The 19580-nt window shown below is 41.9% G+C and carries 20 protein-coding genes; 12 read left to right on the top strand and 8 right to left on the bottom strand.

Annotation, left to right across the window (positions count from 1 at the left end; all coding sequences use genetic code 11):
• Nucleotides 1-241 precede the first annotated feature (241 nt).
• Nucleotides 242-763: a hypothetical protein gene (locus tag CRENPOLYSF2_RS02210; protein ID WP_087142332.1), complete on the bottom strand. Its 522-nt coding sequence runs from the start codon at nucleotides 761-763 to the stop codon at nucleotides 242-244.
• A 494-nt stretch (nucleotides 764-1257) separates the two neighbouring features.
• Here CRENPOLYSF2_RS02210 and CRENPOLYSF2_RS02205 point away from each other — a divergent pair, with 494 nt between their 5' ends.
• Nucleotides 1258-2439, top strand: a complete 1182-nt coding sequence (locus CRENPOLYSF2_RS02205) for a pyridoxal phosphate-dependent aminotransferase (protein ID WP_087142331.1) — start codon at nucleotides 1258-1260, stop codon at nucleotides 2437-2439.
• Between the two features lie 60 nt (nucleotides 2440-2499).
• Here CRENPOLYSF2_RS02205 and CRENPOLYSF2_RS02200 read toward each other — a convergent pair whose 3' ends face one another.
• Nucleotides 2500-2940 (bottom strand): VOC family protein, encoded by a 441-nt coding sequence (locus CRENPOLYSF2_RS02200; RefSeq protein ID WP_087142330.1) that lies wholly within the window; start codon nucleotides 2938-2940, stop codon nucleotides 2500-2502.
• 12 nt (nucleotides 2941-2952) lie between these two features.
• Nucleotides 2953-3516: a DNA-3-methyladenine glycosylase I gene (locus CRENPOLYSF2_RS02195; RefSeq protein WP_087142335.1), complete on the bottom strand. Its 564-nt coding sequence runs from the start codon at nucleotides 3514-3516 to the stop codon at nucleotides 2953-2955.
• A gap of 136 nt (nucleotides 3517-3652) precedes the next feature.
• On the opposite strand from CRENPOLYSF2_RS02195, the gene CRENPOLYSF2_RS02190 reads away from it, so the two are divergent.
• The 4 genes from CRENPOLYSF2_RS02190 to CRENPOLYSF2_RS02175 are packed head-to-tail and all read left to right on the top strand — an operon-like array spanning nucleotide 3653 to nucleotide 6578.
• On the top strand, nucleotides 3653-4249 hold the full coding sequence (locus CRENPOLYSF2_RS02190; protein ID WP_087142329.1) for a hypothetical protein: 597 nt from the start codon (nucleotides 3653-3655) through the stop codon (nucleotides 4247-4249).
• 22 nt (nucleotides 4250-4271) lie between these two features.
• Complete coding sequence (locus tag CRENPOLYSF2_RS02185) at nucleotides 4272-4565, top strand: HPr-rel-A system PqqD family peptide chaperone (RefSeq protein ID WP_087142328.1); 294 nt, start codon at nucleotides 4272-4274, stop codon at nucleotides 4563-4565.
• Nucleotides 4562-5479 carry an HprK-related kinase A gene (locus tag CRENPOLYSF2_RS02180; RefSeq protein WP_087142327.1) on the top strand — a complete coding sequence of 306 codons (918 nt, stop codon included), beginning with the start codon at nucleotides 4562-4564 and terminating at the stop codon, nucleotides 5477-5479. Before CRENPOLYSF2_RS02185 ends, CRENPOLYSF2_RS02180 begins: the two co-directional genes overlap by 4 nt.
• Nucleotides 5469-6578 (top strand): nucleotidyltransferase domain-containing protein, encoded by a 1110-nt coding sequence (locus tag CRENPOLYSF2_RS02175; protein ID WP_176371004.1) that lies wholly within the window; start codon nucleotides 5469-5471, stop codon nucleotides 6576-6578. Before CRENPOLYSF2_RS02180 ends, CRENPOLYSF2_RS02175 begins: the two co-directional genes overlap by 11 nt.
• Here the strand turns inward: CRENPOLYSF2_RS02175 and CRENPOLYSF2_RS02170 are convergent.
• The 5 genes from CRENPOLYSF2_RS02170 to CRENPOLYSF2_RS02150 all read right to left on the bottom strand — a co-directional run bounded on the left by CRENPOLYSF2_RS02170 (nucleotide 6571) and on the right by CRENPOLYSF2_RS02150 (nucleotide 12106).
• Nucleotides 6571-8460 carry an XrtA/PEP-CTERM system amidotransferase gene (locus CRENPOLYSF2_RS02170; protein WP_087142325.1) on the bottom strand — a complete coding sequence of 630 codons (1890 nt, stop codon included), beginning with the start codon at nucleotides 8458-8460 and terminating at the stop codon, nucleotides 6571-6573. The genes CRENPOLYSF2_RS02175 and CRENPOLYSF2_RS02170 overlap by 8 nt on opposite strands.
• Before the next feature lie 233 nt (nucleotides 8461-8693).
• The gene (locus tag CRENPOLYSF2_RS02165) at nucleotides 8694-9935 is read right to left on the bottom strand and encodes a dicarboxylate/amino acid:cation symporter (protein ID WP_087142324.1); all 1242 of its coding nucleotides are present in this window, start codon (nucleotides 9933-9935) and stop codon (nucleotides 8694-8696) included.
• A gap of 184 nt (nucleotides 9936-10119) precedes the next feature.
• Nucleotides 10120-10911, bottom strand: a complete 792-nt coding sequence (locus tag CRENPOLYSF2_RS02160) for a putative phage abortive infection protein (protein WP_176371003.1) — start codon at nucleotides 10909-10911, stop codon at nucleotides 10120-10122.
• A gap of 75 nt (nucleotides 10912-10986) precedes the next feature.
• On the bottom strand, nucleotides 10987-11883 hold the full coding sequence (gene ispA / locus CRENPOLYSF2_RS02155) for a (2E,6E)-farnesyl diphosphate synthase (protein ID WP_087142322.1): 897 nt from the start codon (nucleotides 11881-11883) through the stop codon (nucleotides 10987-10989).
• Complete coding sequence (locus CRENPOLYSF2_RS02150; protein ID WP_087142321.1) at nucleotides 11876-12106, bottom strand: exodeoxyribonuclease VII small subunit; 231 nt, start codon at nucleotides 12104-12106, stop codon at nucleotides 11876-11878. Before CRENPOLYSF2_RS02150 ends, ispA begins: the two co-directional genes overlap by 8 nt.
• A 176-nt stretch (nucleotides 12107-12282) precedes the next feature.
• Here CRENPOLYSF2_RS02150 and relB point away from each other — a divergent pair, with 176 nt between their 5' ends.
• From relB to CRENPOLYSF2_RS02115, 7 genes are all read left to right on the top strand, one after another.
• Complete coding sequence (gene relB, locus CRENPOLYSF2_RS02145; protein ID WP_087142320.1) at nucleotides 12283-12513, top strand: type II toxin-antitoxin system RelB family antitoxin; 231 nt, start codon at nucleotides 12283-12285, stop codon at nucleotides 12511-12513.
• 363 nt (nucleotides 12514-12876) lie between these two features.
• Nucleotides 12877-13419, top strand: a complete 543-nt coding sequence (gene folE / locus CRENPOLYSF2_RS02140; RefSeq protein ID WP_087142319.1) for a GTP cyclohydrolase I FolE — start codon at nucleotides 12877-12879, stop codon at nucleotides 13417-13419.
• Between the two features lie 62 nt (nucleotides 13420-13481).
• Nucleotides 13482-15056 (top strand): MutS-related protein, encoded by a 1575-nt coding sequence (locus CRENPOLYSF2_RS02135; protein ID WP_087142318.1) that lies wholly within the window; start codon nucleotides 13482-13484, stop codon nucleotides 15054-15056.
• The gene (gene purT / locus CRENPOLYSF2_RS02130) at nucleotides 15053-16252 is read left to right on the top strand and encodes a formate-dependent phosphoribosylglycinamide formyltransferase (RefSeq protein ID WP_087142317.1); all 1200 of its coding nucleotides are present in this window, start codon (nucleotides 15053-15055) and stop codon (nucleotides 16250-16252) included. The genes CRENPOLYSF2_RS02135 and purT overlap by 4 nt, the downstream gene beginning before the upstream one ends.
• A gap of 11 nt (nucleotides 16253-16263) precedes the next feature.
• Nucleotides 16264-17061 (top strand): lytic transglycosylase domain-containing protein, encoded by a 798-nt coding sequence (locus CRENPOLYSF2_RS19410; protein ID WP_336469713.1) that lies wholly within the window; start codon nucleotides 16264-16266, stop codon nucleotides 17059-17061.
• Nucleotides 17062-17831: 770 nt separating this feature from the next.
• Nucleotides 17832-18890, top strand: coding sequence for a lytic transglycosylase domain-containing protein (locus CRENPOLYSF2_RS19405; RefSeq protein WP_336469712.1), 1059 nt, complete (start codon nucleotides 17832-17834; stop codon nucleotides 18888-18890).
• Between the two features lie 234 nt (nucleotides 18891-19124).
• Nucleotides 19125-19568, top strand: coding sequence for a hypothetical protein (locus tag CRENPOLYSF2_RS02115; RefSeq protein ID WP_087142316.1), 444 nt, complete (start codon nucleotides 19125-19127; stop codon nucleotides 19566-19568).
• Nucleotides 19569-19580: the final 12 nt, after the last annotated feature.

Genomic DNA, 19580 nt, shown 5'->3' with positions numbered 1-19580 from the left:
TGGCCCCACGGTAGCAAATATATATCAACTTTCCTATGGGTGATAGCCGCTCAATGTGAGTAACAGTGCCAGTTAAAACCAAAAAACCCATTCTTAAAGCTAATAATCCACCCAGTACCGGCTCAGCGCCACCTGCTGCTAAAAAAGACGACGTTAAAGAGATTTTTTAATCACGTATTAAGATGCCAGTGGCGGTTATATTATGCGTCAGTTGAAATTGACAACAGTATTATCGCGGGTTTTATCTATCGACATTCCAATGCCCAGTTTGGTAAGTAATCGGAGTAGCAAGACTGCCTTGATAATTTGAAGTAGGCACTTCATCCATAAGATGCGGCGCATTCAATCGATAGGTCTGCGTCATTACGTGCATTGATGTACCCGCTGATACAGGCAAATAATTAACATCGGTAACAGGTCGGCTTAAAAAAGCGCTCGGCGTTGCTGCATTAGCGTTATACATTGCGGCGGGAGAATAACGCACCGCCACCGAAGGCGTTGGCGAAACAACCGGCACAACAAACCCAGAATCCGTGACTAAGCCTCGAAACTCAAGTCGTTTTGATAATTTATCCCAATTGGCATTTAAACAGGTCACCGCCTCATTCATACTACTTTGGGTATATTTACCGTGCGCATCAAGTGGACGAAAAGCCGTCAATTGGCTGGCGGACATTTTTAGTTTATCGCACAATGGACTTGCGATACTGATATCAGACATACCAAATGACACGATAAGCACTGTTAATAGTGGGTATTTCATAATCTATTGCTCCAAGTAAATATTAAATTTAATACTTTAAGTAATAACAAGGATATCCTCGTGTTAGCCAATCATTGTTATACATATAAGCTAAAGCAGCATTTATGCCAACATATCATTGCCCATATTAAACATAATGTTATGACCAATCCCTCTATCTCCATCCCCACGCAATACTGACAACAATGTCACTTAATGTAAATATTTGGAACATCACCGGTTAATCATGCTATTAGATTTTGGAATGCCACAGCGCAAGCGGCACGAGTGAGTCTATCGGTTTTAATTATCCTTAAAAATACACACAAAACAGCCGACTTTTTGCTAAACACGCGGCTTTTACCATGAAAGCCTTGTTTTTCAGGACAAAACCCGCCAAAACTGAATTTGAAAGACTATTGTTACTTTTTTAATCGTCTGGTTAGAAGAAGCCAATGCACATAAGGTATAATTACACGCATTGCAGACATTGATTTTACTTTACACGGCGAACTATGAGCATAAAACTTTCTAACAGAGTCCAAGCAGTTAAACCCTCCCCTACCCTGGCAATAACCGCCAGAGCCGCGCAAATGCGTGCGGCGGGTAAAGACATTATCGGTCTTGGCGCAGGCGAACCCGATTTTGATACGCCCGACCATATTAAAGCGGCCGCTGTTAAAGCAATGGACAATGGCTTTACCAAATACACCGCAGTAGATGGTACGGCGAGCTTAAAAAAAGCCATTATTGATAAATACAAAAAAGACAACGGCCTAGATTACACACCTAAACAAGTGTTAGTGTCTTGTGGCGGTAAACAAAGCTCGTTTAATTTAACGCAAGCGTTACTTAATAGCGGTGATGAAGTCATTATTCCGGCACCTTTTTGGGTGTCATACCCCGATATGGTATTACTGGCTGATGGCGTACCGGTAATTATTGAAACCACGCAAGCGCAACGCTTTAAAATATCACCCGAACAGTTGCGTGCGGCTATTACCGATAAAACCCGCTTGATTTTCATCAACAGCCCATCCAACCCTTCGGGTATTACGTATAGCCTTGAGGAGCTGAAAGCCTTAGGTGATGTACTCAAAGACTACCCCAATATCATCATTGCTACCGATGATATGTACGAGCATATTCTGTGGCAACAAGGTACGTTTGTTAATATTTTAAACGCGCACCCTGATTTATATGATCGTACCGTGGTAATGAATGGTGTGTCCAAAGCCTATTCTATGACAGGCTGGCGTATTGGCTATGCGGCAGGGCCTGCCGATTTGATTGAAGCTATGTGTACCATTCAATCACAAAGTACCTCTAACCCAACGTCTATTTCGCAATATGCCGCAGAAGCTGCTTTAACTGGCGACCAAAGCTTTATTGACCGGATGTGTGTGGAATTTAAACAACGCCATGATTATGTCGTCAATGAACTCAATAGCATAGCCGGTGTTGAATGTATTGAAACTGACGGGACTTTTTACGTATTCCCCAATGTTGAAAAACTCATCGCCCAATTAGACGGTATTAATGACGACTTGGATTTTTCTGAATACTTAATCGAAAAAGCCGGTGTTGCCTTAGTACCAGGATCAGCGTTCGGCAGCCCTGGGCATATCAGAATTTCCATCGCGACCAGCATGGATAATCTGCAAAAAGCGATGGCACGTATTAAAGCGGCCATTTAATTTTTCACCTGTTCTGTCAGGTGTTTAGAACCTGACAGAACCAAGCGGCAGCTTAATACTTTACCAACTGCCGGTATTAACCATAGAAAGCCACGGTTCTTGCGGCGGTAACGCTAAGCCTTTTTGCAAAAGCTCAATGGAAATATTATCCGGCGAACGTATAAACGCCATCATGCCATCGCGTGGCGGACGATTGATCAATACCCCCGCAGTTTGCAAGGCCTCACAGGTTTGATAAATATTATCAACCTCAAACGCCAGATGACCAAAATTACGCCCTCCGCCATAATTTTCCGCATCCCAATTGTAGGTTAGCTCAATTAACGGCGTGCGTGCTGCCATTGCCTGCGGCTTATCTTCTGGCGCACACAGAAACACCAAGGTAAAACGTCCTGTATCATTTTCGATACGCTCACACTCAAGCATACCCAATTGAGTACAGAAAAAATCCAGTGATGTCTGTAAATCACGCACGCGGATCATAGTGTGTAAATAACGCATGGTTATACCTGCTTATATTTGTAATTGTCGATGTCGATAACAATCCACCGTGTGATCGTTAATCATACCAATAGCCTGCATAAACGCATAACAAATGGTACTGCCCATAAATTTAAAGCCGCGTTTTTTTAAGTCTCTACTGATTAAATCCGACAGATGACTGGATGCGGGTAATTCTTGCTGACTTTTCCAATTATTTTGTACGGGTTTATTATCGACAAAATGCCATAAATAACTATCAAAACTACCAAATTCCTGCTGAACTTTTAAAAATGCACAGGCATTTGTCACGGCAGACTTTATCTTAAGCTTATTTCTGACGATATCAGGATTAAGCAGTAACTGCTGGATTTTATCTTCATCATACGCGGCTACTTTTATCACTTCAAAATTATCAAAAGCGTGTCGATAGCCGTCACGTTTTTTTAAAATAGTCAACCAGCTCAAGCCTGCCTGTGCGCCTTCCAATACTATAAACTCAAATAACAAACGATCATCATGAACCGGCACACCCCATTCAATATCATGATACGCGCCCTCAATGTCCGTTTTAATTGACCACACGCATTTTTTCATAAGCCATCCATCATTACACGCACCCATTAAAAATGCAGATATTAAACACTACCCGCACAACAAGCCATATTGAAAATAAGGCAAAACACTCTATACTTAATACACTCTATTTAGCGTCTGACACAAGGTTATTTTAATGAAACCTTCAAAACAACAAGCCGAATTCAAAACACAAGAAAATCCAACAGACTCGCTTTCAAGAAAAAGACGCGCTTTTATCAAAGGTTCGGCGGCAACATTGCCCGTTGTGCTAACATTACGTAACGGCTCTGCTTTTGCAGCAGCCAGTATCTCTTGTTTAGAAAAGCAAAAAAACATACCTGCACCCACTATTATAGCAACCGAAAAAGCAGACAGTTTTGTCAGAGACCCCACAAAAGTCAGAATCATGACCCCTGTACCTAACGGATCGGCCATTACAATTTATAATTACCCTAAAGGATCGGCATTTTGGTATAGAGCGACTGATAATAGCACCAGCGCTGCTTTACAAGAATACACCGATACCAGTGGCTCAACCAGCGTTGTTGTTATGGTGCCTTTTAATAGCTTTAATACAGTAAAATATACGTTTAATAACAGCAATGATACTGATGGCTGGATTTTGGCACAACTCACCCCCAGTGGTGTTCGGGCTTTAAATGCTGGCACGCCAATCGTAGGCCCTAAAGATACTAACCAAGTCAGCACAATTGTTGCAACCCAATCGTGCGCCACGTCTTTACACCCGTAATGTTATTTTATGTCGGCTGGCAATGACTCAAAATACGAGGTGGCAGAGCGTTAGCAACATTGAGCTGTACACGACACAAGAAAATGAAGACAATAACAGTATCGTCTATAATCCGCTGTCCGGTGAAACCCACCAACTCAACCTCATGGCGATTGATGCGTTAAATTTTTTACACCAACCTGCCAGCGTATCCGCCCTCACCCAGCATATTTGTTCACTGTATCAAACCGATAGCACCGACGACATTCATCTGCACATGACGCAATTAATTGAACAATTCGACGATCTCGGCTTGATTAAACTCTGCCAATCATGAAAATAGGCGATCTGTCGCTGCCAGAAATCTTAAAAAAAACCACCGCCACACAAGGACTGTGCTTCGATGTCGGGGCTTTTTCGATACGTTTACGTAGCACCCATAAAAACTTTATCCACACGTTTCACAAGTTGTACCGAGATTTTCCGGTTATCACCGACGATCAACTGATTGATTTCCATATTGATATGGTGATTGCCAACAATTATAGACGTTGGATAAAACCGCAAATTATTGCCCGTATTGATGGCCAACAGCCGTTTCAAGCGTTTGCAGCCACGCACGCCATGCCTTTGTTTGAATGGGCGTTAAACTGGAGTATTGCACGATTAGGACAACATTATCTCATGCTGCACGCTGCTGTTTTAGAAAGACACGGTAAAGCACTGATTTTACCCGCCCTGCCAGGTTCTGGAAAAAGCACGCTGTCTGCGGCATTGGCACAACGCGGCTGGCGCTTTTTGTCCGATGAATTCTGTTTGGTACAGCCAATACACGGGCAAATTGTACCTATACCCAGACCAACACCGTTAAAAAACGAATCCATCGCCGTTATCCGCAACTTTGATGCGCGTGTTTTTATTGGGCCGTTATTTGAAAAAACCCGCAAAGGCACTCTCGGCCATTTACGAGCACCAACGGCCAGTGTCGACTGTTTAAAACAAACCGCAGCCCCCGCGTGGATTGTTTTTCCACAATATCAAAACCAAGCAGAAGTATTATTAGAGCCACTCAGCAAATCGGCGGCTTTTCTTAAATTAGCCAGTAACTCATTTAATTACACCTTGTTGGGCGCTACCAGTTTTAATCTCGTTAAAACCATCATAACAAACTGCGATTGCTATAACCTAAGTTACAGCAATCTGGATGATGTTATTGCACAACTGGATGTGTTATCTGACAATGCGCAATAAACACCACACATCGGGCCAAACGTTATTATTGGCGTGTTTAAAAAATCCTGAACGACTGACGGAGTTAAGTAGTTCACAATGGTCATTGCTGCTAAGAATGGCCAGAGCTTGTAAACTGATCGCCCATTTTGCAGGGTTAATAGAACAATACACACTCAGTTATTGCGTACCAGAAAAAATCAGCAACCATTTAATAGCGGCACAAGCGATTATTGCCTACCGGCAACGCATGGCATTTTGGGAGTTAAACCGTTTACAACGCGCACTGACTCAGTGTAAAACTGATATTATCGTCTTAAAAGGCTGTGCGTATTTATTGCTCGACATACCGTTTGCAAAAACACGCGTGTTCGCCGATATTGATGTAATGGTTAACAAATCAATCATAAATACCATTGAACAAAGTTTGCTGGCGCAAGACTGGCACGCCTTAAAGCTAAATGACTACGATCAATACTATTACCGTGAATGGATGCACGAAATACCGCCGTTATGTCACCGCTTACGAGAAATGGAAGTGGATATACACCACACTATTATTCCGCCAACCAGTGCTTTATGCCCCGACCCCAGCCTGCTTTTCCATGATGCCGTGTCGCTAAATGTCGATACCGCGTTCAAAGTATTATCGCCTTGCGACATGGTGTTGCACAGTGCAGTGCATCTGTTTTTTGATTCTGAACTCAATAACAAGCTACGCGATCTGGTGGATTTAGACCAGCTGTTCCGGCACTTTAGTACCGACAATACTACTTTTTTTGCTAGTTTATTAGCCCGCGCCACAGTGCTGGGCTTGCAGCGACCCCTGTATTACAGCATGCGTTATACGCACCGTTTATTAAATACCCCCATACCAAAAGACATTTTACAAGCCAGCCAAACTATGGCTCCCGTGTTACCCACACGGTTATTAATGGATTATTTAATACCCATAGCGCTATTGCCAGAACACCCCGACGAAACCTCGCTAACCGTCGCAGTGGCTCGCTGGCTGTTGTTTATCCGTTCGCATTATTTGCGTATGCCTTTAGCATTACTAATACCGCATCTGGCACGTAAAAGCCTAATGCGGCTGATACCCAGTAAAAACCTCAACTGACGTTGTGCAAAAATGCATCAAACATCAACAAACTCCACATTGGCGAACTGTAATCACGTAAACCGCGCTCATGGTGATCGAGCATCTGTTTTAAAAACGTCTGGTTAAACAATCCGCAATTTAGAATGCGCTCACCCAATAAAGCCTCTTTAACCTTGGTTTTTAACGGACCTTTAAACCACGCATTTAACGGCACAGCAAAGCCCATTTTCGGGCGATACAAAATATCATCGGATAAATATTTTTCCAGTGATTTCTTGAAAATGTACTTGCCTTCACTGCCATTGAGCTTTGCTTTCGGCTGCAATCCCGCTATCCATTCCACTAATTGATGATCCAGTAAAGGTACGCGCACTTCCAAACCATGCGCCATACTGGCACGATCAACTTTGGTTAAAATATCGCCGGGTAAATAAGTTTTTAAATCCAGGTATTGCACCATTGATAAGGCATTATCGGTCGGCGCTTTGATCATGTGTTTTCTAAACACGTCGATAGCTTGATAGCCTTGCAAATCAGTTTTTAATTGCTCGCTGAACAACAAGCCGCGCATCTGATTCGACATCACCGACACGCTGTGAAAATAACCTTCTACCGAATCGCGTGCCAACGATTCAAAGGTAGACTTAGCTCTGAACATTTTCGGTGCCCAATCAGCTTTGGGATACATCTGCCCCAACAAGCCAAACACCGGCTTGCGTAGCGCGTATGGCAAGTTTGAGCGCACCCGCTCTTCGTACACATGCCAGCGGTGACGACGGTAACCGGCTAAATTTTCATCACCGCCATCGCCCGATAACACCACGGTAACTTGCTTTTTAGCTAATTCGCACACACGGTAGGTCGGCAACGCGGAGCTGTCGGCAAACGGTTCGTCATACAGCCCCGCCAATTGATCCAGTAAACTAAAATCATCGGGATTAACTTGTTCAACACGGTGATTAGTCTGATAGCGCCTGGCCACTTGCGCGGCAAATTTGGCTTCATTAAAAGCCGGATCACCAAAAGCAATCGAACAGGTATTAACTGGTTCAGGCGACAAACCCGACATCATCGCCACAATAGCGCTGGAATCCACACCACCGGACAAAAACGCGCCTAACGGCACATCGGCCACCATGCGAATTTTTACCGCCTCACGTAAGCGCTCAATCAATTCATCGGCACTAGCCCGTTCATCTTGCATGAGCCGCGTGGTAAAATTAACATCCCAATATTGCCGTGGCTGGTAATGCAAGCTGCCCTGTGTAATGGTTAAACAATAGCCAGGCTCTAATTTGTAAACATTCTTGTAAATGGTTTTAGGGTCGGGGATATAGCCAAAACCAAAATAGTCCTCAACCGCCGTCGGATCAATCGCTTTAACCAACGCAGGGTGCTGGGTTAAGGCTTTCAGTTCAGAACCAAAAATAAACTGGCCATTCGCTAATTCTGTATAAAACAGCGGCTTAACCCCTAAACGATCACGCGCCAAAAATAAGCATTGGCGGTCTTTATCCCACAGCGCAAACGCAAACATGCCACGCAACTTATTAACACACGATTCACCCCAGGCTTGCCAGGCATACAAAATGACTTCGGTATCGCAATGCGTATCAAACTCATAACCTAAAGATTCCAGTTCCTGACGCAATGCCAAAAAATTATAGACTTCACCGTTGTAAGTTAAAATCGCATTTTTGTCACGGCTGATCATCGGTTGCTGACCATTGTCCACATCAATAATCGACAAGCGCCGATGACCGAAACCCAAGCCTGGTTCAAGATAAAGCCCGCCTTCATTAGGGCCTCGGTGCTGTTGAATCTCATTCATTTGTGACAGCACATCTTTATTGATGTCACGTTTTTCTGTTATATCAAAAATACCAACAATACCGCACATAAGGCACTTATTCCTGTTTTAAAAATGCAATCTCAGATCGTTATGCAGTTGATTCAAATGTAACAAACCTACTCAGACACCCGTAAGTTTTTTAAATCTAACTGCCAACAATATAGTACACATTTTAATTTTCAGCAGTAACTGACGTTGTTCAGTAGCGTATTTGAAATAATCACATGACTAAAAATAAGGGGCATCGCCGTATTACGCCAGGTCTTAACGACACACTGATTTTAATCAGCAGCTTTTACTTGGGTAAGTTTTTGCACCACCAAGCTGCCAATCATATCGCCTTCAACATTCACCACGGTACGAACCGCATCTAATAAACGGTCTATCGGTAACAAAATAGCAATCGCTTCTGCGGGTAAGCCCACCGATTGCAACACCATCACCATTGTTACCATGCCAGCACTGGGAATACCTGGCGCACCAATGGCAGCCAACATGGCAGTAATAAAAACAATGCTTTGTTGCAATAGATTTAAATCGACACCGGTTAAATTAGCAATAAATAACGCGGCGGCGGCTTCGTACAAGGCCGTGCCATCCATGTTAACCGTTGCGCCCAGCGATACCACAAAACCGGCAATATTTTTATCAACCTTTAAATTATTTTCCGCACACCGCAGCGTAATCGGTAGCGTCGCCGAGCTGGAACTGGTGGCAAACGCGGTAATCAGAGACTCCCGTGCGCCTTTAAAAAAGAAAGCTGGGGAAATGCGTGTAATAGCAAATAAAATCAGCGGCAATACCACAAAGCCATGAAACAGCGTCGTGCCGATAACAACGACGATAAATTTAGCCAAGGTGCTTAATAAGGCAATGTTCTGCGTTGCAACCAGCTTGGTCAACAGTGCGAATATCCCTATCGGTGCCACTTTCATTATCCAACTGACGATTAGCATAATAACGGCCAATAACTCTTCAGTCAGGTTTAACAGGGTTTGGGCTTTTTCTGCCATAACAATGAACGTTATACCCAAAAATAAGCCAAAAATCACCACAGCTAGAATATCGCCATGCACCATAGCGGCCAGCGGATTGATAAACAGGCTGTGAAAAAACTGAGTGGTGAACTCTTCCAGCGTTAAATTTTTGGCATTAAAATTTTGCATGTCGGCATCGAACAAATGAATGTCGATACCTGCGCCAAGATGAAACCAGTTTGATACGCCAAGCCCAAGCACTATTGCAACTGAGGCAGTAAACATAAAAAATACCAGTGTGGTTTTCCATATTTGGTGCATATTACTGTGATGGCGCAAATGTGCGACACCCACCGTGATCGAGGTAAATACCAGTGGAATCAACACCATTTTTAATAAATCGACAAAGGTGTTACCGACAATAGCGCAGGTAAAGATGGTTTTTTTATAGACGTTGCTATCAATGTCAATGTGTTGCAACAGCAAACCAGAAACAAGGCTGGCGATAACGGCGATGAAAATTTGTGTGTTGAGAGATAGTTTCATCCTAAGTACTTACCACACATTTCTTTATTTCATCTGCCATTTTCCCAAATGCTCTATCGTCGTAAACATCGAAATAATGCTTAATATGAAAAATACTAGTACACCAAATTGTAAATCAACAGGATTTAAATATTAACTTGATGTAGTACACAACAGCGTTTCATTCATGATTTGAAGATTTTTATTATCCTGTTTTTATATGATTTGATGTACTAGTCAGATTACCACTTGTCATTCTTTGTGTGGACAGGTGCTCAAAAAAACTATATCGCTCAATTAATTTTTTGAATTTATAAAAATCATCTGTTTCCTCAGTTACATAGCAATTGATAACAAGTAGTAAATAAATGTCATTTGACAACAATGCTCTTACCATACTCGAATACAGCTTTTCATCGTTCGAGTATGGGCTGTTTTTCAAAATATCAAGCAACTGATCGTCTGCTTGGCTAGAATAATTTGTATTTTGAATGCAAATGAATTTCAATATTTGATATAAAATTCGGGCATATTGATGAAATGATGTCTCAGTTGCGAGTAATTTAGATTTTGAAGGCTGGGCATCACACTTGATTTCAAGAAACAAATCACCGGCTACTGTTGAACCACCCTTAGAGGCAGCCGTCAATACATCCAACAATTTATTATGTTGATCCAGTAAAGAAAAAAATGTTGATTCAAATCGCTGCTGTTTTTGTGTTTTCGCTTGCTCCTTCAATGCCTTATTCGATTTCTTTAACTCTTTACGAGAAAGCGCTAATTCCTTCTCATTTTGGCGTAATGTTGCCAATAAAAGTACAAGCCCAAGAAATGAGAATATCGGATTTAGTATACCGCCAAAAAAATCTCCTATAACGCCAAAATCAGCATACGAATGAGGACGACATAATAGCGGCGGTACACATGACGGACCGTAACTCGTTTTAAAATAACAAACTGCAATCACCGTTAAAAATACAAAAGCCAGTGTAACCACGATATCCGGTATCGTTAGAAAACGACAAATCACCTTCTTACAAAGTTTTTTTAAGGCTTTACAAAAGCTCATTAACTAATGATCGCGCTGAATAATATACAGCGATAACTCACGCAACAAATCCGCTTCTGTGCCAAACATCGTTAAATTTTCAATCGCTCTTTCATGCAGTTCTTGTGCTTTTTGTTTAGCACCCGCTAAACCCAACAAAGCAGGATAGGTAGGTTTATTATTATCCTGGTCTTTACCTTGGGTTTTACCCAATGTAGTGGTATCACTTTCTTCGTCCAGAATATCATCTTTCACCTGAAAAGACAGACCAATGCACTTAGCGTAATTATCCAATTTATTAGCCATCTCTGGATTAACATCCGCTTTCACCAAGGTAGCCAAATTAACACTGGCACGGATCAAAGCTCCGGTTTTATGAATGTGCATATTTTCTAATTCGGGCAAGGTTATTTGTTTGCCCACCGATTCTAAATCAATCGCTTGTCCGCCAACCATACCTTGCGAACCACTGGCTTTAGCAAGCAAAGTAATCATTTTTAACCGTGCTTCGGGTGTTGCATTAATGCTAACGTCATGCGCCAGCACCTCAAATGCCAAGGCCTGTAAACCATCGCCGGCTAAAATAGCCGTCGCTTCATCAAAGGCTTTATGACAAGTGGGCTTACCACGTCGTAAATCATCATCATCCATTGCTGGCAAATCATCGTGAATTAACGAATACACATGAATAAACTCAACTGCACAAGCGATACCATCCAATACTTCTGGATTGATACCCAAGGTTTTACCCGTGCAATAGGTTAATAACGGACGCATTCGTTTACCGCCGTTTAGTACGCTGTACCGCATAGCCTGGTGCAGTTTTTGCGGCAAAATGGCATTACTGGGTAATCGCGCTTCTAAAGCCGCTTCAACACGGGTTTGGCACGATTTAAGATAGTGTTCTAATGCGCTATTCATCAGTATAAAGCTCCAGAGTGGGCGTTCCATTATCGGTAATTACAAAGTGTGGGGGTTGTGATGTATCTTGCAAGACTTTCTGACACGCACCGGTAAAATTATCGCTAGGCTGACAAGATGTTAATGAATCTTCTAGGCCGTCAGTATTTTGTTCTAGCACGCTAACCAGTTGTTGCAATTCTGCAAGCAAATCTTCAAAGTGAAAAGACTGTTTTTGAGACACGAATAGTGGGTATTAATGACATAAAATGTAAACAAGTAGGTTAATTATATCCGAAACTAATCGAATAGTGCTGCAACAGTGTACAACCTGGTCTATGCTTGATGTCATAAACACAGTATTTTTATGCATCAATTTCGTGTGTTATTTTTTATCCTTAGCCTATCAAAAGAGGTTTTATGTCCATATCTATTCAACTACCTTATGATGTAGAGGCCAGATTGCAAAATTTGGTGGCGCTTACCGGTCGTAGCAAAGCATTTTACGTCACCGAAGCCGTTATGGAGCATCTGGAAGATATAGAAGGCTTGTATCTTATTAAACAAGAGTGTGAATCATTAAGCAATGATTCCTGCGAGCCACCAATAATCGAGTTTAAAAAACCACCTTCATTACTGTCAACAGGCTAATGCTGGCTAGGAGTCTGTTGGGCTCTGGTGATTTACACGAAAGAATATCTCAAATAAAACCTGTGTGTCCATGAAAATACAAAAAATGGGTTTATATTGCGTGCTTTTCGTGAATAATCCTTCGGTAGATTAATGATTGGAAATCATCTTAACTTTTGACTAATTGATCATACCTGATTTTATTAGTTGACTTTAATAACAAAGCCAATACAAATCAATTGCTTGAAGAGAAAGCTCGGCAGACTGCTAAATTCATGGTAGTACAGTTGATTTTTCAAGTTAATCCCTCAGAAGAAGGCATTAAGCTTAGCTTGGCAATGATGTATACTGATCGCCATTTTTTTAGCAAAGAGACTGACGATTATGGAAGAGCAATTCGCCAAAATTATTACCGCTGTTGGTGAAGATTTAACCCGTGAAGGCTTGGTCGACACCCCTAAACGTGCCGCCAAAGCCTTTAAGTTTCTCAATAATGGTTACGAAAAAACGTTGGAAGAGGTATTAAATGGCGCTATTTTTTCTGCTGAAACCGAAGATATGGTCATTGTTAAAGACATTGAACTGTATTCTTTATGCGAACATCATTTATTGCCATTTATTGGCAAATGCCACGTCGGTTATTTACCGCAAGGAAAAGTGTTAGGATTATCCAAAATTGCCCGTATAGTTGATATGTATGCCCGCCGCTTGCAAATTCAGGAAAAACTTACCAAACAAATCGCCGATGCCATTTCTGTGGCGGTTGATGCTAAAGGTGTGGCGGTGGTGATTGAAGCCAAACATTTGTGTATGATGATGCGCGGCGTGGAAAAACAAAACTCAGTCATGACCACATCGGTAATGACCGGCATATTCCGCAAATCCATCAGTACGCGTTCAGAATTCTTAAATCTTATTAACCGATAGCGGTTTTAATCGCTCATTTGTTGCACCTGTATTCTTTACAATAATAGGGAAGAGCTAAAGTGATGAAAGAAACAATACTACAACTGTGGGCCGATTTGCCGTGGCCTACCATTAAATCTAGCCGAATTGCCGCCCAAGAAAATAACGTACTGGATGAAAGCGCGTTTAATGTTATTGAAGTGGATAAACTGTTTGATGCTGTCAATTACGCAACCACCACCGTTGGTCAGGCGACCTGTTACCGCTCTTTGTCACACCCCAGTGCAGATTTAAATGCCGTGCAAGCCAAGCAACAGGCGCTGCAAGAGCTGCGTAATAATTCTGCTTTAAAGTTAGCGCTTGAACAACTGGTTGAACAGGCTGTTACGGGTGAAAAAAGCCTGTATTTATTATTGTTTGGTAAATTTCTAGGCTCGTTTACCAGCGCACGCAATATTGATGAAATTGAAGGCTACGGCTATTTACAATATAAAAAAGCCGTGGCGTTTATGCTTAAACTGAGCGCACAAACCCACGCTTTACCGGCTTTTAACAGCCGTTATCTGATGGCTGTTACTGACAAAATAAAAGCCTTTTCGCACAGCCGCGCCTACGCCTTAATGGAAGGCCCTGTGTATTTTAGCGAAAAAGGCATACAATCCAAAAAAGATAGCATTGGCTTTTTTCCGCTACCGGTTATCTTTAAGCCACGCATTTTAAAGCCTTTATTATTGATCGCTATTTTCATTGGCCTGTGCGTGTTACTGTATTTCATGGCATCGGTTATTCCAGGTTCTGTGGCATTTTTAGTGCCTTTTTTATTGGTTTATTTCCCGATTGTGGGCGGATACGACCGCGACAACTGCATTATTCCTTTACGTAAAGAATTTAAGAACTCACCAGAACTGGCACAAGCGCTAGATGCCTTAGGCCAACTGGATGAATTATTAGCCTTTATAAAATTTGCCGATAGTTTTGGTCATCCTACCGTGTTACCCACACTGGTTAATGCCGAGCATCACCGTATTAATCTTGTCGAAGCCAGAAACCCCATTTTAGCCAAAGACAATGCCGCTTACGTTGGCAATGATTTTATCTTAGAAGATGAAAAAGTAGTTTTGGTAACCGGCCCTAATAGTGGCGGTAAAACAGCTTTTTGTAAAACCATCACCCAAATTCAATTATTGGCTCAATGCGGTTGTTATGTGCCCGCCAAATCTGCAATGCTGACAATTGCCGATAAAATATTTTATCAAGCCCCTGAAATCAGTCATCTTAACGACGGTGAAGGCCGTTTTGGTACTGAATTAAAACGCACCAAAGATATTTTCATCTCCACCACCGCTAAAAGTCTGGTGGTATTGGATGAGCTGTCGGAAGGCACAACTTTTGAAGAGCGTATGGAATCCTCCAGTAACGTACTGAATGGTTTTTATCGCAAAGGTAATAGCACGATTTTAATTACCCATAACCACCAATTAGTAGACGATATGGTCAAGCAGGGCATTGGTTTGGCCAAGCAAGTTGAATTTGCCAATGATGCGCCAACGTTTCGCTTAATACCCGGCATTTCTCGTGTGAGCCATGCCGATCGCGTCGCCAAAAAAATTGGTTTTTCTAAAGAAGACATTGATAATTATCTGAACGAGAGCAAATGATTATAGGTACTGCATTATCTAACCACGCTACCAAAGCCTTACTGCTTGGCAGCGGTGAACTGGGTAAAGAATTGGCGATCGCCTTGCAACGCTACGGTGTCGAAGTGATCGCTGTTGACCGTTATGCCAATGCACCGGCGCAACATGTCGCACACCGCAGCCATGTGGTGGATATGACCGACAGTGAGGCCATCAAAAAAATCATTGATCTGGAACAACCGGATTTTATTATCCCTGAGATTGAAGCTATTGCCACACAAGCCTTGGTTGACATAGAACGGGAAGGTAAAAGCGTGGTTGTGCCCAATGCCAGAGCCATTCAATTAACCATGAACCGTGAAGGCATTCGTGCGTTGGCGGCAGAAAAGCTCAATATACCCACCTCAAACTATGCGTTTGCGGAAACTTTTTCCGAATTAAAAACCGCCGTTGAAAATAATATAGGCTATCCTTGTTTTATAAAGCCGACCATGTCGTCATCCGGCAAAGGCCAGTCGATGGTGAAAACCGCCTCCCAACTGGAAGCTGCCTGGGATTACGCCAAGTCCAGTGGTCGAGTGGATACCGGCAAAGTAATTGCAGAAGCCAAAATTGATTTTGATTTTGAGATTACTTTGTTGGCAGTCCGTGCGCTCAATGCCCACGGTGTTGTTGAAACGTATTATTGTGAACCTATTGGCCATTATCAGGAGCATGGCGATTACCGAGCAAGTTGGCAGCCACAGGCCATGAGTCGCTCAGCTTTAAAAACAGCACAAGACATTGCCTTTAAAGTAACAACTGAAATAGGCGGCTTGGGCTTGTTTGGTGTGGAGTTATTTGTGCAAGGCGAACAGGTGTGGTTTAGTGAGATCAGTCCCAGACCTCATGATACCGGCATGGTAACGATGGTGACGCAACAACAAAATGAATTTGATTTACATGTCAGAGCGATTTTAGGCTTACCGGTTAATACGCGGTTACACACGGCAGGAGCCAGTGTGCCACTGTTAAGTACTCTGGCAGCTACAGATGTTGTCTATGAAGGGCTGGATAAAGCGCTGGCTGTGCCAGACAGTGAGATCAGACTATTTGCCAAGCCAGAAGCCTTGGTTAATAGACGGATGGGCGTTGCTTTAGCAATCGCCGACACTGTTGAAGCCGCTAGAAAAAAGGCGGTTACTTCCGCCAAATCAGTAGGTATTCGCCCTGCATAGTAGGTGGTAACATGATAAAAATGACAATTTTTTTAGGTACATTGCTGGTTTCCAATAACTTGCTTGCCGGTAATTATTATCAATATAAAAATGCCAATGGCGGGGTTTTATTCACCAACAAAACCACGGGGCTTAACGGTAATTGGAAGTTAATTAATCACAGAAAAACTAATACACCAGCTGACGATACCGAAACACAAGCGCAAAATTTTTCGTATAACCGAACGGCAGTGTCGTCCAGCGGTACTTTAGGGTTTATGCACTATGGTGAACGTGACCGCTTAAATAAGCGCAAAGATAATAGCTGTGGCGCAACCAATGTATCACGTAATGCCAGTGGCTTAACTACTATTTCAATACGCTCGTGTGCGCCCAAAGTTTCCGCTTGGCCAACACAAGCCAGTTACAGTCCGTCGCGTGCTGCCAAAAAATCGCAATTTAATGAATTAATTACGCAAGCGGCTAATCGACATCAAGTCGACGAAAAATTGGTACATGCGGTCATTCAAACCGAATCAGCTTACAATGCCAATGCCACTTCTTCTGCGGGTGCAGTAGGTTTAATGCAGTTAATGCCTGGCACTGCCAAGCAATACGGTGTTACCGATCGAAATGACCCCAGCCAAAACATTAATGGCGGCACTAAGTATTTACGTTATCTGCTAGACTTATTTAATTCCAACATGGATTTAGCGGTTGCAGCTTACAATGCCGGTGAAAATGCTGTAATGCGGCACAACAATTCTATTCCGCCCTACCCTGAAACGCGTAATTATGTGCGGCAGGTCTTGTCACTTTACAATAGATAATTAGCTTAACGTTTTCTTTGTTTTACCTCGTGCTTTGACAGCGCATACTTTAGCTGCGGCTAACTCAATTTTACTCAGCAGTTTTTATTACATAACACGTCATTGTCATCAAGTATAAAAAACAAAAAAAATATGATGTACTTCCACACCACAAACTGCAATTATATCTCTTGTAACGACGGCAGTTTCTGAGAAACAACTGCTGTCTCAATATGATATGTCAATAAAATAAACAACATTTCAAAAGACTCAAAAGGTACATCGCAAAGTATTATATATTTCTTACACAGGTATCTGCGTGCGGTGGCATCTGTGCGTACACACATCTTGCATACTAACGCAGGCATTTTTCCTAAGTTAACAAAACCTTAATAGTGTGAGTATTTTTTACACTAACATACTAATAGACTGAGTCATTTATAGAAAAATCAACAGTGCAAAAACAACAATCAATTGATTTTAATTGATATTTAATAAAGGGCATGAATTTTGCTTTATCTTAAACAACCTATGACTTAAGTAATTATTCAGTTCCTCTCTTTGAAAAAGAGGGGTTAAAGGAGATTTTTTAAATAAATCCCCCTCAATCCCCCTTTTTCAAAAGGGGAAGTTAACACATACTAACTTAATAGCATTACCTAAAATCAGCTAACAGTCATTTATTGTCTTGAGAATTTAGGAAATACCATTTACGACAGAGTTATTACAAACGTTACGCTATCTTTTTTAAAGTAACGTCTCTTCTTTAAATAAACCGCAGGAAGCTTATTATGTCAGCTGTTGTTTTTCTGAAAAAAACCGCTACTTCACTTAGCCTCATGAGCATCGTTATTATAGGCACAGGATGTGCCTCTGATAATAAAACACAAGGTAGTCTAATCCCAGACGAATCAATCAATAGCTATCAAAAGACAGTGCCTGATACAGCCAAAACAGCCGTTGACACTGAAACGCAAGCCACACAAATAAAATTCAAAGAGATATACAGTAAATACAATCGCCCAACAGAACCTAAAGCGCAAGAGAAAACAGACAGCCAGAGTTTTATACTGAGCAATCGTGAAGCTATTAAACAATATCAAAAGCTTCATGCTCGCAATCAATACCTATCTGCATCCACTGAGGGTGACTGCCTCGATAGTACTACCGTGCAAGATGATCGTTATAAGGGTTCAACACCGATAACGCATAGAAAAACTAAACTACTTGCCGCTAAATCCAATGCGCAGCTACGTTCATTTTTTTACAATCGAGCTAATGTTTCACCTGCTAATAAATCAAATTTAATTCGCTCCAGTCATCGCGGCCGATTACACACAAAACTTATTATGCAACATAACACGGTCGCATTTAATAGCATGCGCGGCTTACCATCAGCACGTCCTTGCATAGCCAAAATATCAGTGTTGGCAAAAAATTACGCCCCAGCCCCCATGCAGTCTGCAAAAAAAGCTCAATTTAATGACATTGTCACTCAAGCCGCACAACGCCACCAAGTGGATGAAAAACTAGTACATGCGGTTATACAAACCGAATCGGCTTATAACGTCAATGCTAAATCTTCTGCGGGCGCAGTAGGTTTAATGCAGTTAATGCCTGGCACAGCCAAGCAATACGGAGTACTTGATCGCAGCGATCCACACCAAAACATTAACGGGGGAACGCGCTATCTGCGGTATTTATTAGATTTATTCAATTCCAATATAGATTTGGCGGTAGCCGCTTACAATGCGGGCGAAAATACCGTTATGAAATACCATAATGCGATTCCACCTTACCCTGAAACACGCAATTACGTACGCCAAGTATTGGCGTTGTACAACAGGTAATTAAATACGAAAGCGATTGCACTTATTCATTGAATCCATCAACTACAGCGTTTTCATAGTTCAATAGTTACAGCGTAACCGTTCGCACTGAGCTTGTCGAAGTGTGCCGTTCATGCTTCGACAAGCTCAGCACGAACGGTGGCTGTAACTGTTCTAAGTTGAAAACGCTGTATGAGTTGAATGTAAGAACTATAATAACGTTAGTTTTGTTATTAATATTTTTAAGGAACAGTTATGGCTACGAAAGATGATTATACAAATACTATTTTAACAACAGGTGTTATCGGTCCTTTTATTAATGGCAGCGCCTCAAGTACTGGAGTGATTGAAACCAACGGTGATAGTGATTGGTTTAAAGTGTCTTTAACTGCAGGAAAAGTTTACGAATTTTTAGTAGACACGGGCGTGCCTGGTGCTAGTATTGGTTTACGTGATGAATTTGGCAATGATACAGCTAACTATCATCCTTATGGTCCAGATGGATTTTTTTATAGTCCAACTATTTCGGGTAAGTATCATGTGTTTGCCAATGACGATGATGAGTATAGTTTTAGATATACTATTAGCGTTAATACCTTACAGAAAGAAAATTTTATTGGCGGAAGAACTTATGTGCTTAATGACGTAACTAGGAGTGTGTCGGTCTTACAGTTATCCAGTAGTATTGAGTTAAAATAGTCGACCACCCCA

Source organism: Crenothrix polyspora (assembly GCF_900163755.1).
GTDB lineage: Bacteria > Pseudomonadota > Gammaproteobacteria > Methylococcales > Methylomonadaceae > Crenothrix > Crenothrix polyspora.
Note: the sequence above shows the minus strand (reverse complement) of the source record. Positions and strands in the feature narration are given on the sequence as shown.